This is a genomic window from Streptomyces sp. NPDC050560 (genome assembly GCF_044457285.1).
Lineage (GTDB): Bacteria > Actinomycetota > Actinomycetes > Streptomycetales > Streptomycetaceae > Streptomyces.
This window is the reverse complement of sequence record NZ_JBITGT010000006.1, coordinates 464,873-477,108: the sequence shown is the minus strand read 5'-3', so window position 1 is coordinate 477,108 and position 12,236 is coordinate 464,873. Positions and strand designations below refer to the sequence as shown.

The 12,236-nt window shown below is 72.7% G+C and carries 10 protein-coding genes; 5 read left to right on the top strand and 5 right to left on the bottom strand.

Annotated features, from left to right (window positions below):
- The first annotated feature begins 118 nt into the window (after positions 1-118).
- Positions 119-586: a spore-associated protein A gene (locus tag ACIBIW_RS16805; protein ID WP_399336647.1), complete on the top strand. Its 468-nt coding sequence runs from the start codon at positions 119-121 to the stop codon at positions 584-586.
- 72 nt (positions 587-658) lie between these two features.
- Here the strand turns inward: ACIBIW_RS16805 and ACIBIW_RS16800 are convergent, their stop codons facing one another.
- Positions 659-2,584: a right-handed parallel beta-helix repeat-containing protein gene (locus tag ACIBIW_RS16800; protein WP_399336645.1), complete on the bottom strand. Its 1,926-nt coding sequence runs from the start codon at positions 2,582-2,584 to the stop codon at positions 659-661.
- 456 nt (positions 2,585-3,040) lie between these two features.
- The gene (locus ACIBIW_RS16795; RefSeq protein WP_399336643.1) at positions 3,041-3,391 is read right to left on the bottom strand and encodes a GNAT family N-acetyltransferase; all 351 of its coding nucleotides are present in this window, start codon (positions 3,389-3,391) and stop codon (positions 3,041-3,043) included.
- Positions 3,392-3,880: 489 nt separating this feature from the next.
- On the opposite strand from ACIBIW_RS16795, the gene ACIBIW_RS16790 reads away from it, so the two are divergent.
- From ACIBIW_RS16790 to ACIBIW_RS16780, 3 genes are all read left to right on the top strand, one after another.
- Entirely contained in the window at positions 3,881-4,537 is a 657-nt protein-coding gene (locus ACIBIW_RS16790) for a phosphotransferase (RefSeq protein WP_399336641.1), read from the top strand.
- A gap of 250 nt (positions 4,538-4,787) precedes the next feature.
- Positions 4,788-6,212, top strand: coding sequence for a sensor histidine kinase (locus ACIBIW_RS16785; protein WP_399336639.1), 1,425 nt, complete (start codon positions 4,788-4,790; stop codon positions 6,210-6,212).
- Positions 6,209-6,880: a response regulator gene (locus ACIBIW_RS16780; RefSeq protein ID WP_399336637.1), complete on the top strand. Its 672-nt coding sequence runs from the start codon at positions 6,209-6,211 to the stop codon at positions 6,878-6,880. Before ACIBIW_RS16785 ends, ACIBIW_RS16780 begins: the two co-directional genes overlap by 4 nt.
- A gap of 66 nt (positions 6,881-6,946) precedes the next feature.
- Here the strand turns inward: ACIBIW_RS16780 and ACIBIW_RS16775 are convergent, their stop codons facing one another.
- Entirely contained in the window at positions 6,947-7,852 is a 906-nt protein-coding gene (locus ACIBIW_RS16775) for an AraC family transcriptional regulator N-terminal domain-containing protein (protein ID WP_399336635.1), read from the bottom strand.
- Positions 7,853-8,009: 157 nt separating this feature from the next.
- On the opposite strand from ACIBIW_RS16775, the gene ACIBIW_RS16770 reads away from it, so the two are divergent.
- Positions 8,010-9,095 carry an aldo/keto reductase gene (locus tag ACIBIW_RS16770; RefSeq protein WP_399336633.1) on the top strand — a complete coding sequence of 362 codons (1,086 nt, stop codon included), beginning with the start codon at positions 8,010-8,012 and terminating at the stop codon, positions 9,093-9,095.
- A gap of 18 nt (positions 9,096-9,113) precedes the next feature.
- Here the strand turns inward: ACIBIW_RS16770 and ACIBIW_RS16765 are convergent, their stop codons facing one another.
- Together ACIBIW_RS16765 and ACIBIW_RS16760 are read right to left on the bottom strand one after the other, a co-directional pair.
- The gene (locus ACIBIW_RS16765; RefSeq protein WP_399336631.1) at positions 9,114-11,441 is read right to left on the bottom strand and encodes a molybdopterin cofactor-binding domain-containing protein; all 2,328 of its coding nucleotides are present in this window, start codon (positions 11,439-11,441) and stop codon (positions 9,114-9,116) included.
- Entirely contained in the window at positions 11,438-12,073 is a 636-nt protein-coding gene (locus ACIBIW_RS16760) for a (2Fe-2S)-binding protein (RefSeq protein WP_399336629.1), read from the bottom strand. The genes ACIBIW_RS16765 and ACIBIW_RS16760 overlap by 4 nt, the downstream gene beginning before the upstream one ends.
- Positions 12,074-12,236 lie beyond the last annotated feature (163 nt).

Sequence of the window (12,236 nt, the reverse complement as noted above, 5' to 3'; positions counted from 1 at the left end):
GAAACGGTGACAGTGGCGGCACAACGGTGTGCGCCTGTCGCGGGTCTCACATGCGGATGCCCAAGGCACCCATGACCAGAGCCGAAGACTCCATCATGTTGGGGGAAACATCATGATCATGTCTCGTCGTATCGCCGCTGCGGGAGCCATCGCGGCTGTCGCACTCGGCGGTGCCACCGCCCTCGCCGCTCCCGCCTCCGCCGCCCCGGCGGCCACACCCACCGCCAAGGCCGCCCCGGCCAAGGCCGCGCCCGCCAAGCCCGCCAAGGCAGCGGCGGCGTACAACGGGGCCTGCGGCACCGGCTACACCGTGATCGACTCCCGTGCCGTCTCCAACACCGGCACGGTCTACCTCACCTACAACAGCTCGCTCGGCAAGAACTGTGCCGTGACCATCCGCAACACCACGGGCTCCGCCGTCCCGATGAGCGTCAGCCTGGCCGTCGTCGGGGGCGACCCGGTCACCGACACCGGCGACTACACCTCCTACGCGGGACCCGTCTACCTGGACGCGGCCAAGCAGTGCGTCCAGTGGGGCGGCAGCATCGGTGTCGACGAGGTCTCCAGCAGCGGCCACTGCGGCTGACCCCGGCAGAAACCGCCGGCCCCGGACGTTCTTGCCGTCCGGGGCCGGCGGTCTGTCAGCCGACGCGCCGGGTCACTTCGCCGACGGCGCGGTGGGGGACACCGTCTGCGGGGGCTTCCGGTAGGGGAAGGCCGCCTTCACCCCGATCTTGTCGTACTGCATCTTGGACGCGTCGAAGCCGTCCATCCAGTTGTCGTTCTCGGTCGTGTTGCACTGGTAGCTCTGGTACGACTGGTCGGTGGTCCTGCCGACCTCGACGTTGCGGAAGTCGAAGCCGCAGCCGCCGGAGTCCATGTGCACGCCCCTGGTGCCGCTGTCCGGCATCGAGTCGTCGGGGATGACGTCGCCGACGACCATCTGGGACACATGGTTGTTCACGGGGTGCGGCTCCTGGTTGCTGACGCCGTAGGCGTAGAACGCGCCCATGTCGCCGCTGTCGAGCCCGGCCTGCTGGATGTTGAGGTACTTGAAGGTGTTGCCGGTGCTGTAGGTGTCCGCGTTCAGGACCTCGGGCCTGGACTCCAGGCTGATGCCGTAACGGGCGCTGTGCGAGATATAGCTGTGGCTGACCTCGTTGCCGCCGGTGTCCATCAGCTCCACGCCCGAGGCGTCCCCCGGCACCAACTCGCCGAAGTGGTCGATGTAGTTGTCGGTGAAGAGGTTGTCGTGCGCGACGTCGCCCTCGCCGGGGAAGCCGCCCTCGACCTTGATGCCGTCGGCGCCGATGTTCTCCAGCAGGCTGTCGCGCACGGTGTCGTGGTCGTTGGCGAACAGCATGTACACCCCGGTGAAACCGGTGTTGGCGATGTGCATGCGGCTCAGTGTGATGCCCCGGGTGTTCGTCATCAGGACGGCGCCGAAGCGATTGCGCGGCATCTCGATCTGGCGCTCGTACTCGGGGTACTTGTGCACCTCGCCGGAGTCCCCGGCGCTGATCCAGCCGTTGCGGTACCAGTCGACGAAATCCGTGTACTCGGTGCTCAGGCCGTCCAGGGTCACGTCGTGCACACGGCTGGTGGCGGAGCTGCCCGCGAAGCTGAAGACGGTCTTGACGGTGGGGCGCAGCACCGAGGTGTCGTCCACGCTGCCGCCGCGCGGCCAGTAGTACAGCTCGCCCGCCTTGGAGTCGAGGTAGTACTCACCCGGCTGGTCGAGGAAGTCCAGCGAGTTCTGGAGGAAGTAGCGGGAGCCGCCGTCGCTGTTGACCATCGCGTAGCGGGTCCAGTACTTCAAAGTGAGCTGGTTCTTGGGGAAGTTGACGTCGAGGATGGGCACGGTGTCGGTGAACCAGCTCCAACTGCCGCCCGACCAGATGACGGCGGACGCCTGGCTCATGTCCCAGCTCGGGTCCCAGTCGCCGGGCTTGGACCACAGCCAGTTGTGCACGTCCATCTTGTCCTCCTGGGTGAGCGCGGAGGTCAGATAGGGGGCCCAGGTGTCGTCGCTGCCCCGGTTGGGGTAGCGGGCGGTGGTGGCGCGCTTCCCGTCCTCGAAGAGGGTGAAGAAGGGGCTGTTCTTGTCGACCGGGGCCTTGTAGATGTGGTCCTTGTACTTGGTCCAGCCGGTGACCGGCTTCGCGCCGAGGAACCGCGCCTTTCCTGGGCCGTCGTAGCTGCGGTAGACGACCTGGTGGCCGTTCGCGCCCGAGTCCTTGTCGCCGAAGGTGATGGTGTCGTCGACCTCGTAGTCACCCGCGCGCAGGTTGACGTCGATGTCGCACTTCATCTTCCCGGCGCTGTTCAGGCCCTTGGCGCTGATGTGGTCCCTGGCGTGCTCGACCGTCCTCCAGGGGTGCTTCTTGCTGCCGTTCGCATGGTCGGAGCCCGAAGGCGACACGTAGAACTGCCGGGGCGAGCACGGCTTCTTCGCCGAACCCCTCTGTCCTCCGGCCGCGTTGGCCGGTACGGCGATACAGGCGACGGCGACGGCCGTCGCGAGGACGGCTCTCAGCCGCCGCAGTCCTGATCTGACGGGTGACGGCTCTCCACGACTGGACATTCCGCTCCTGACTCATGGCGGCCCGACGGGGCCGCTGACTCTGGCCGCCGCCCCCACGGGCGACGCGACGGCGCTGCGTGTGTCCCGCGCCGGCGGCAGGGCCCTGGCGCGGTTGCTGGTCGCAGGTGTTGGTGGTGTGTCCCGCCCACTACCCATACTATGTAATACGTCTTACCTATTGAGGGAGTCAACGGGTGTGACAGGCGGGAATGCGGAAGGCGGCATGCCGGAGGCGCCGCACGGCAGTAGGGAGACGCCCCGGCCGTCAGGGCGTACGGGTGCCGGGGGAGGGGCCGCGCCGCGGACGGTCGCGACCGGGCCAGAGACGGACGGGTGCCCGGCGGCGCGCGGACGCCGCCGTCAGCGCCGAGGACCGCTCAAGGCGCCGCGGGCGGCGGGCGGTTGCTGCGCGAGGCAGGGGCAGGGAGCGCCAAGTGGCGTGCCGGGCGGCGGACTTCAGCCGCGGCGGCGGTCGCCCGGGTGCTCCGGGTCGACCAGGCGCTCCCACTCCGGGTGCTTGTCGAGGTAACGGCCCACGGCCGGGCAGTGGTTGGTGAGGGTGCCGCCCCGGGCCGCGATGTCCTCCAACGCGCCCTCGATCAGCGGCTTGGACAGGCCGCGGCCCTGGAACTCCTCGCCGACCTCGGTGTGCAGCAGCACCCGCCGGTCGCCGTCGGCCGCCTGGTAGACCAGCATGCCCGCGGTCCTGCCGCCGACCCTCAGCTCGTAGCGCGGGCCGGAAGGATCGTCGGGGCGGTCGACCACCTCGATGTCCTCCGCACCGTCGCCCCGGGATGCCTCCGCCATCGCGCCCACGCCCCTTCCCGTCCGTAGCAGGACCGCCGCACCGTCCTGCGCGCCGCGGCCTCCCCCCCCATCATGCCGCCTGCCGCGCCGAGCGGCAGCGGCGCCGCGGGTGACGGCGGCGGCCCCGGTGTGATTGCCTGCCTCTTCCGCGCCGCCCGCGCCCGGGCGGACCTCCGGAGGTGACCCGCCCTGACGTCCGACAACGCCCCCGTACCCCACCCCCACCCGCCGACCGACGCGGAACTCGTCGAGGCGCTGGCCCCCTGGGGCCGCCGCACCGCCCGCGTCACCCGCCTCACCGGCGGCTGGAACTCCACCACCTGGCTCGTCCACGACCCGCCCGACGCCACCGCCCCGGCCGCCGTCGCCAAGCTCGCCGACGCCGAGGACGCCGAGGCGTTCCGCGCCGGGCTGCGCACGGCGGCACGCGCCGCCGCGCACGGACTGCGCAGCGGGCCCCCGCTGCCCACCGCCGACGGACGGCTCTCGGTGGCCATGCACGCCGGGGAACTGGCCCTGCTCGCCCACGTCCCCGACACCCCGCCCGACGCCCCCCGTGCGGACACCGCGCGCCGCGACGGCGCCACCCTCGCCCGCGCCCACCGCGCCCTCGCCGACGCCGCCGACGCCCTCGACCCCCGGCGCACCTGGCCCTGGACCTGGGCCCCGGCCGCGCTGACGGACATCCCCATGCCCGAGCGGGTGCGCGGCGCCGGATTCCGGGTGCTCGACGCCGCGGAGCGCGCCGCCGCCCGCGGCGGGCTGCGTCTCGGCGTCACCCACGGCGACCCCAACCCGGACGCCTTCCGCCACCACCCGTCGGACCCGGGCCGCGACGGCCTCATCGACTGGGCGGCCACCATGGGCGGCCCCCTGCTGTACGACCTCGCCTGCTACGCCGTGATGACACGGGACGACCCCCTGCTGCTCGACCGGTGCCTCGCCGGTTACCGCGCCCACACCCCCGGCCTGACCGCGGAACTCGTCCACCTCGACACCTTCGTACGGCTTCGCTGGATGTGCAGCGGCATCTGGTTCGCGGCCCGCGCGGCCCGCGGCATCCTGCGCGGCCCCAGGCCCGACCCCGACAACGAGCGGGGCATCGCGGAAGCCCTCCGCGGCATGACGGAACGCACCCCCTGGTGACCAGGTGTGACGGCGCGCCCTGGTACGGGTGCCGTATCAACCGTTCGGACGACCCCCGTATCGGCCCCACGGAGCGCGAGCGGCACCCGCAGGGCAGATCCCGCGCGGGCGCCACGATGGCACCCTGGGGGTGTCCGCCGTCCCCGGCGGCGCCGTGACCAGGACAGGAAGCCGCGATGCCCGTGCCAGCCGACCAGCGCCCGCCCGCGCCGCACACCGCCGACGCACCGTCGTGCCGCCGCCCCCGGGCATGAGCCCGCGCGGGCCGCGGCCGCCGGTGCGCACCGAGCCGGCCTGGCTGTCGTACCGGCTGGCCTGGTCGGGGCTGCCGTATCTGCTGCTGCTCGCCTCGCTCGCCACCCTGTTGTCCCAGCCGCGGGAGCTGGAGCCCGGTCGGCTCGCCGTCACCCTGCCGCTGTCGGCGCTCGCCGCCGTCTGGATGGGGTGGGCGATCCACACCAGGCCCGTCTGGGACCGCAGGCCCGGCCTGGTCCTCGCCTACTACTGCGGGCTCCTGCTGATCGTCGGGGGGCTGCTCAGCAGGAGCGGCGCGTTCTCGCCCATGGTGACCGTGGGCTACTCCTTCGCGCTCGCGCTGTTCCCGGTGCGCTGGCTTGTGCCGGCCGCGGGCGCGACGGCCGTGGTGTCCATGCTGGCCCAGAACGTGCCCGCCTGGACGGGGCACGACCGGCCGTCGACCTGGGGCGTCGCCGTCTCGCTGGCGATCCCGCTGCTGCTCGCGGGCTGGTTCGTCGGCGTCCTCAGCAACCGGCAGGAGCGCACCATCGCCGAGCTTGAGGAGACCAACGGGCGGCTGACCGCGAGCATGGAGGAGAACGAGGGCCTGCACGCCCAGCTCCTCGCGCAGGCGCGCGAGGCCGGTGTCCACGACGAGCGGCAGCGCCTCGCCGGGGAGATCCACGACACCCTCGCCCAGGGCCTCGCGGGCGTCCTCACCCAGCTCGAAGCCCTGGAGCACGCCGACGCCGCGGACGGCGACTGGCGCGGCCGGGTCGCCCGCGCGCGCGAGCTGACACGGCACAACCTCGTCGAGGCCCGCCGCTCGGTGCGGGCCCTCACCCCCGTGGGCCTGGTCGGCTCCCGGCTGCCCGACGCCCTCAGGGAACTGGCCGACGGCTGGACGGGGACCGGCGGCGGGCACGCGGGCGTCGAGGTGCACGGCGACACCGGGGCGCTCACCCCCGCCGTCGAGGTCACCCTCTACCGGGTCGCCCAGGAGGCGCTTGCCAACGCCGCGAAACACGCGGACGCCACCCGGGTCGGTGTCACCCTGTCCTGCATGGACGACACGGTGCTGCTGGACATCCGCGACGACGGGCGGGGCTTCGCCCCCGCCACCCAGGCGGCCACCGCCCCCGGCGCGGCCACCGGCGGCCCGGACCGCGGCGGCCCGGGGCCCGAACACCCCGACCACGGCTCAGGCTTCGGGCTCGCCACGATGCGCCGCCGCCTCGAAGCAGTGGGCGGCAGCCTCGACATCGACAGCACCCCGGGAGAGGGCACCACCGTGAACGCGACGGTCCCGACACGCCCGGCGGCCGCCGCGGACGCGGGCCCGCCCGGCGGCACGGAGACACCCCAGACACCCCAGACACCCCAGACACCCCAGACACCGCAGACACCCGAGGCACCGGAGACGGAGGGCACCGCATGAAAGGCACCGACCGCACGGGCGCCGGGGACCCGCCGGAGGTCGTCAGGCTGCTGCTCGTGGACGACCACCCCGTCGTACGGGACGGGCTGCGCGGCATCTTCGAGAGCGAGGAGGGCTTCGCGGTGGCGGGGGAGGCGGGCGGCGGCGCGGAGGCGGTGGCCCTCGCACCGACGCTCGACGTCGACGTGGTGCTGATGGACCTGCGGATGCCGGGCATGCCGGGCGCGGAGGCCATCACCCGGCTGCGGGAGGCCGCGCCGCGGGCCAGGGTGCTCGTCCTGACCACCTTCGACAGTGACACCGACGTACTGCCCGCCGTCCAGGCCGGGGCCACCGGCTACCTCCTCAAGGACGCGCCGCGCGCCGAACTCCTGCGCGCCGTGCGGGCCGCCGCCAGGGACGAGACGGTGCTCTCGCCCTCGGTGGCAGGACGGCTCATCGGCCTCACCCGGCAGCCGCCCACCCAGGTGCTCAGCCCCCGCGAACTCCAGGTACTCGCGCTCGTCGCCGAGGGCGCCAGCAACAGGGAGGCCGCGGCACGCCTGTTCGTCAGCGAGCCCACCGTGAAGACCCATCTGCTGCACATCTACGGCAAGTTGGGGGTGCGCGACCGGGCCGGGGCGGTCGGCGAGGCGTACAAGCGCAGGCTGCTGCCGCTGCCCGAGTGACCGACCCGCGCCCGCACCCGGGACGGGCTCACGGCCCCGCCGCCCACCCTTCCGGGCCGCACGGCGTCACGCCCGCGACGCCCGGGAGCCCCGCTCCGCGCCGCGCAGCCGCTCCGCGTCCCGCCCGGGCGGCAGCCCGTACTGCCGCCGGTACTCGCGGCTGAACTGCGAGGGGCTGTCGTATCCGATGGCGTAACCGACGTCCTCGACGTCGTCGTCACGGCTCATCAGCAGCAGCCGCGCCTGCTGGAGCCTGATGTTCTTCTGGAACTGGAGCGGCGTCATCGCGGTGACCGCGCGGAAATGCCGGTGGAAGGACGACGCGCTCATCGCGCACATATCCGCCAGCTCCCCGACCCGGAGCGCCGACGCGTGGTGGTCGCGAATCCACCGGACGGCGCGGCCGATCTGGGAGAGGGTGCTGTCGGCCAGCCCGATCTGCCGGATCACCGCGCCCTGTTCACCCGTCACGAGCCGCCACAGGATCTCCTTCTCGATCAGCGGCGCGAGCACCGGCCGGTCGGCCGGGCGCTCCAGCAGCCGCAGCAGCCGTACGAGCGCGTCGACCAGTTCGTACGGCGCCGTGCTGACCGCGATGCCGGACACCGCGCCGCCGGGCGGGCGCGCGGGCCCCGGCGCCGTGGCGTGTTGGAGCAGCAGGTCGGCGATGGCCGCGGGACGCAGTTCAAGGCCGACGCCGAGGAACGGGCGGCCGGGGCTCGCCTCGGAGAAGTGGCCGGTGACCGGCAGGTCGACGGTGACCACCAGATACTGCCCCGCCCGGTACTCGTAGGTCCGCTCACCGAGCCCCGTGCGCTTCGCGCCCTGCGCGACCAGTGCGAGCACGGGCCCCGTCAGGCTCGGCTCGGGCGCGGTCGGCCGCTCCGACCTGGACAGCAGCAGCCCCTCGACCGGGGGCGTCCCGCGCCGCGCGTGGCGGTCGATCAGCGCACACAGCTCCTCAAGGCCCACGTCCTCCAGTGAAGCACCGTGCCCGCAGGCCGACAACTGCCGACGTTGACAGGATCGTGCAAGAGACTGCCGCTTTTGGGCGCACCCGCCGACGCCCCGCCGAGTTCAATGGAGAACACACCCCGACATTCACTTTCCCCCTTTTTGGAGCGCACTGATGGGTCTCGACTCCTATGTCAGCCTCGGCCGTTCAGGGCTCGCGGTCAGCCCCTTCTGCCTCGGCGCGATGAATTTCGGCGAGGACTTCGGAACCGGATGCGGTGTCGAGGAGGCGGAGGAGATCATCAGCCGCTATCTCGAACGCGGCGGCAATTTCGTCGACACCGCCAACTTCTACACCAACACGCACTCCGAGAAGATCATCGGTGACTACTTCGCCGCCCGCCCGGGACTGCGGGACCGCGTCGTGATCGCCACGAAGTTCTTCACCAACCTGCACCCCGGCGACCCCAACGGCGGCGGCGCGAACCGCAAGGCCGTCCTCGCCCAGGTCGACGAGTCGCTGCGGCGGCTGCGCACCGACTACATCGACCTCTACTGGCTGCACAACTACGACGCCGCCACCCCGCTTGAGGAGACCCTGCGGGTCCTCGACGACCTGGTCACGGCCGGCAAGATCCGCTACGTGGGCTTCTCCGACACCCCGGCCTGGTACACGGCGCGCGCCGACGTCGTCGCCGCCTTCCGCGGCTGGTCTCCCGTGGTGGCGCTCCAGTTGGAGTACTCCCTGCTGGAGCGCACCATCGAGGGCGAACTGATCCCGCTCGCCGAGCACACCGGCATGGCGGTGCTGCCCTGGGGGCCGCTCAAGAACGGCTTCCTCGCGGGCACGTACACCCGCGAGCGCCCGGTGCCCGCGGACAGCCGGCGCGCCGGGGTGTACGGCATCAGGCCCACCGACGCCCAGTTCGACGTCATCGAGGCGGTCACCGCCGTCGCCGAGGAGAGCGGTGCCAGCCCCGCCGCCGTGGCCCTGGCCTGGGTGCGCGGCCGCCCCGGGGTGACCTCGACCCTGATCGGTCCCCGCCGTCTCGACCACCTGGAGGCCAACCTCGCCGCCCTCGACCTCACACTCACCCGGGACCAGCGCGCGGCCCTGGACTCCGTGTCGTCGCCCGCGCTGAACTTCCCCGCCGCGCTCAACCGCGAGTCCGCCCCCATGCTCCAGTACGCGGGCGCCACCGTGAACGGGCGGCCCACCTCGGTGTACCCGCTGCTGCTCGACAACCCCGCACGGTACTGAACCCGTACCGAACGGCGCTCAGCCCAGGGCGTCGAGGACCCGCTCGGGCGTGAACGGCAGGGTGCGCAGTCTGACCCCCGTCGCCGCGAAGACCGCGTTGCCGATCGCGCCGCCGAGGGTGCCGATGGTGGGTTCGCCCGCGCCGAGCGGCGGCTGCTCCGGCCGGTCGAGGAGGATGACCTCCACCTCGGGGACCTCGTTGAAGCGGATCACCTCGTACTGCTTGCCCGGGTGGTAGTCGCTGCTCTGCCAGACCACCGAGGTGACCCGGTCCGCGGCGTACGTGACCTCCTCCCGCAGGGTGCGGCTCACGCCCTGGACCACGTTGCCCTCGATCTGGTTGCGCAGCCCGTCGGGGTTGACGATCAGGCCGCAGTCGTGCGCGACGACGACCCGCTCGACGCGTACCTGCCCCGTCGCCTTGTCGACACGGACCTCCGCGTAGCTGGCCACGTAGGCGTTCTCCACCTCGTACTGCTGGAACGCCACCCCGGCGCCCCGCCCGTCGCCCCCGCCGGGGCGGGCGCGCCACGCCGGGCGCAGCGCCTCGCACACCGCGACCGCCCGGGGGTCGGGCAGCGAGGCGATCCGCAGTTCCAGCGGGTCGTGGCCCCCGGCGTGCGCCAGCTCGTCGAAGAAGGACTCGTTGGTGAAGCTGTTGGAGAACCCGCCGAGCGACCGCAGCGCCGTCGTCCGCGGAATCCGGTACGTCAGCGGGCTCACCGGCTCGGCCGAGTCGGCGCCCGCGGTCTCGAAGGTCCTGACGAGCCGCGTCTCCACCCGCTGGAGGATGTCGTACGTGACCGGCGAGTTGCGGCCCGACGAGTCCACCGAGGAGCCGGGCAGCGGGTCGGGCAGCAGGCCGCTGAGGGCGCCCGCGAGGAGGGTGCCGGGGTTGTCAGCCGAGGGCCTGCTGTTGGCGGTGGGCGCGTAGTTGAGGTGGGACCAGGCGGTGATGCCGCCGGGGCCCACCGAGCCCTTCATGTCGTGGGCCTGGGCGCCGCCCAGCGGTTCCCAGCCGTGTTCGTCCATCCGCGTCCACTGCACCCGCACCGGGCGGCGCACCGCGGCCGACAGCAGCGCCGCGTCCGCCGCCGCGTCGTCGGCGCCGTTGTGGCCGTAGCAGCCGGTGGCCTCCTCGTAGACGACATGGACCCGCGACGCGTCAAGGCCGAGCAGCCCGGCGACGGCGCCGCGCAGCGCCGTCACGTTCTGGGTGCCCGACCAGACGGTGGCCTGGATGCCGGTGACCGGGTCAGGCTTGGTGCGCACGTCGGCGACCCCGGTCGACGCGCCCATGCCGCCGTGCATCTGGAACGGCGAGAAGTACTGCGCGCTGAGCACGGTGTCGGCGTCCTCGAAGACGGGGTCGACGTCGCCGTCCACCTCCACGTCGGCGCCGTAGTGGTGGGCGGGGTCGCGCAGCGCCGTCGGCAGCTCGGACTGCGCGATCATCGCCGGGCCCTCCTCCCAGGCGACGGTGATCCCGGTGTCCGGGTCGGCGGCGCGCTGGGCGGCCCACTCGGTGGTGCCGACGACACCGATGAACCGGTCGTGGCGCACCACGTCGACGAACCCCTCGACGGCACGGGCCCGTTCGAGGCCGCTCAGCACCGGGTTGCGGGAGTTGCGGCCAGGCGGGCGCACCACGCGGCCGTGCAACACGCCCTGCGGCGCGATGTCGTGGAGGTAGCGGAAGGTCGCGTCGACCTTGCCCGGCAGGTCGACACGGGGCTGCGCGGTGCCCACCACCACATAGTCCCCGGGCGCCACCAGCGGGGCGTCCTCGTCGAGCGGCACCACCGAGGTGCCGTGCCGCAGCAGGTCGGCGTACGGGACGGACCGGCCCGTACGGCCCTTGACCGTGAACCGGCCGTCGGCGGCGTGCAGTTGGTCCGCCGGTACGCGGAAGTGGGCGGCGGCGCGGGCAAGCAGCTCACGGAAGGCGGTGGCCGCGGCCTGGCGGAGCTGCACCCCGCCGTTCTGGATGCTCTTGGAACCCGTCGTGCCGCCCTGGCCCACGCTCAGCAGCGTGTCGCCCTGCACATACGCCACGTCCCCGACGCCGAGCCGCAGCTCCTCGACCACGATCTGTGTCAACGCCGTCTGGATTCCGGTACCCAGCTCCACCTTGCCGCTGTAGACGGTGGTGGTCTCCGGCGTCAGGATCAGCCACGACTCGCCGTCGCCCGCCGAACCGTCCTCCGCCGTCACCCGCACCCGTCCTCCGCCGCGGCCTGAGGCGCCGTCCGCGGCGGCGGCGCTGCGGGCCGAGAGGAACGAGAAGCCGACGGCGAGCGATCCCGTGCCGACGAGGAAACCGCGCCGTGTGGTCTCGACACTCACTTGACCATCTCCTTCGCGGCCGAGCGGATCGCGGCCGTGATGCGGTTGTGCGCGCCGCAACGGCATAGGTAGTTACGGGTGTTGTCCTCGCTCGCCCCGGAGAGGAAGTCCCGTATCTCGCCCTCGGACGGCACCGCGCGCTGCCCCGCCGCGATCCTGCCCTCCAGCCAGCCGAGCGCGCCCATCACCATCGCGTTGACACAGAAGGCGCACTGGCCCGCCTGGAACTCGACGAACGCCCTCTGGAGCGGGTGCCGCCGCCCGCCGTGCGCGAGCCCGTCGAGGGTGCGCACCTCCGCGCGCTCCGGGACGGTGTGCACATCCGTCGTGCAGGAGCGGGTGGGTGCGCCGTCCACCAGGACGGTGCAGGCGCCGCACTGCGACACCCCGCAGCCGTACCGCGGCCCGCGCTGGTCGAAGTGCTCCCGCAGCCAGTACAGCAGCGGCTCCGAGGTCTCTGTGTCCTCGCCGCCGTCCCCGCTGCCCTCGCCGTCCCCGGTGCCGCCCGCCGACTGGTACTCGGCGCCGACCCTCTTGCCGTTCAGGCTGATCGTCCGTCGTGGCACCCGTAGCCTCGCGATCTCGTCGAGTCCGTCCTCGCCGGGCGCGAGAAGCGGGGTATCCCCGCGCACGCTAGGCGTAGTTCCTTTATCTTTCAAGCTTTGGGATCGGACTTCGGAAGTCCCGAACTCGGGGGCTGCGAAAGGGTGGTGGCCGGTTCTCGGGGGCGTGCGGGGGTGCGGGGCGGTGTGCGGTGGCGGAACGGGGCGGGGGAGTGTGGGGATGCTCCGGGAC